1 protein-coding gene is annotated in these 2,273 nt (G+C 54.7%); it reads left to right on the forward strand.

What is annotated here, in order from left to right:
• Window positions 1-659: 659 nt before the first annotated feature.
• Window positions 660-2,183, forward strand: coding sequence for a group II intron reverse transcriptase/maturase (ltrA, locus tag G7A99_RS18310; protein ID WP_371807633.1), 1,524 nt, complete (start codon window positions 660-662; stop codon window positions 2,181-2,183).
• Window positions 2,184-2,273 lie beyond the last annotated feature (90 nt).

Consider the following 2,273-nt stretch of genomic DNA (forward strand, 5'->3'; position numbering starts at 1 on the left):
GTGTGCCCGGAGTTCAGGGCGAGCATGGAAGCTCAAATGGACCACGAGTCTATCTGGAATATTGAACCATTACTTCACGAGGAAGTAACGAAACAATCCCACCCACTGTGAGGGTGGTGAGCCTGAGCGGCAGTGACCTGCGGTATGCCCGCAGGGTGATGTAACCCGCTGACAACGGGGATTGAGGCGAGGTCACTAAGCCAAGATGATCCTCAAGGCTGAGTGCTGAAAGGCTGAAGAACATGAACCCATTCATCCGCCTCTGTGGGTTGAAATGTCACCACGGCTTACGTGACCTGACAAGCCGTACAGGAAGGTAAGGCAGTCTGAGACGTAAGCGCTGCCGAACGAAGAAGTTCGAACAGATAGCACGGACTTCGGGACAGCAGTATCCATCACAGAGCGGACTGCTGCTTCCTGTCAACTTGCGGTAAGCAAGGATAAAGAGTGCGATGGGCAGCCTCCTCAGCATGCTGGAGTCCAGATAGGTGAACCGGGGAAGGTCAATATTGGATGCCAAGGGGGCATGACTCCGATGCCAAATTGACTGGCGGAGCTCCCGTAGTAGTCCGCGATGGGGAAAGCCCATTACATGGCGAAGGGGAGCAGTTTAAACGTGTTTGCCAAGCAAACTACCTGACCAAACAAGGTGAAGACCTTTGATAATCAGCGAAATGCAACGCAAGCTAGCGACCTGGACAGCAGCCGACCCCGCCCGCCGGGTGGACCGGTTGTTGCGCCTGATAGCACAGCCTGACTGGCTGGCCGAAGCGGCTCGAATCACTCTGTCTTCCAAAGGGGCAAACACCCCCGGGATAGACGGGGAGATCAAGCTGACTGTGCAGGCCAGGCTGCCGGCTATTCTCCAACAAATCAGGAACGATTTACTCTCCGATGCTTATAGCCCGTCACCGGCCCGAAGGGTGTATATCCCGAAAGCCAACGGCAAGCAACGACCACTGGGTATCCCGACCCTGCGCGACCGCATCGTTCAACGGGCCATGGTTATGGCGATGGAGCCAATGTGGGAAAGCGACTTCCATGCGCTCTCCTACGGTTTCCGACCGGAACGGAGCGTTCATCACGCGATCCGTACAGTGAAACTGCAACTGACGGATAATAAGGAAACGCGCGGACGCTGGGTCATCGAAGGGGATCTGTCCAGCTACTTTGATACCGTGCATCATCGGCTTTTGATGAAAGCTGTACGTCGCAGAATCAGGGATCGACGCTTCCTGAATCTTCTCTGGCGATTCATCAAAGCCGGCCACGTTGATGCAGGGCTCTTTCGGGCCGCCAGTGAAGGCGTGCCTCAGGGCGGCGTCATATCACCGCTGCTGTCGAATATCATGTTGCATGAATTCGATCAGTACCTGAATAGGCGCTACCTCGGTAAAAAGGCCCGGAAGGATCGATGGTACTGGAACCACAGTATCCAGATCGGCCGAAGCACAGCCATCCGAGAGGACTGGCAATGGAAGCCTGCCGTCGCCTACTGCCGCTATGCCGATGATTTTGTGGTTATCGTCAAGGGTACTAAATCCCAGGCAGAAGCGATTAGAGAAGAATGTCGGGAGATGCTGGAAGGAACTCTCAAGCTGACATTGAACATGGATAAAACCAAGATTACCCATGTGAACGACGGCTTCGTGTTCCTGGGACACCGTATCATCCGCAAGCGAAGCCGCTATGGCGACATGCGGGTGGTGACGACAATCCCCAGGGATAAGGCACGTAACTTTGCAGCATCATTAACAGCCATGCTGTCAGGCAACCACAGCGAAAGCAAAATCGACATGGTCGAATCCATCAACCGAAAGCTGAAAGGCTGGGCGGCGTTCTATCAGTTCGTCGACCACAAAGCGAAAATGTTCAGCTACATCGATGGTGTGGTGTTCTGGAAACTGGCCCATTGGCTGGGCCATAAGTATCGCTCCCGGCTCAAACCACTGATGCGCCATTGGTTCAAAGCCCCAGCCTCGGGTAAAAGTAAGACCTGGGTGCTGTATGGCAAAACCAACCACGGGTTACTCAGTGGAGCTATCCTTTACCGACTCGTCGGTCATGGGAAAAAGCGATTCCGTTGGCGTCTTCCGGAGGGGAATCCCTACCTGAAGACTGAATCCAGAAACACGTGGACCTCTCGTTTTCCTGAAGTCGCGATGGCCTTTGCCAGCGTTTAGACGGAGAGCCGGATGCGCTGAAAGGTGCACGTCCGGTTCGGAGAGGAGAGGCAGGGAGATAGTCCGACTACGCCCTGCCTCTTACTCTAC

The organism is Arhodomonas sp. KWT (assembly GCF_010993615.1).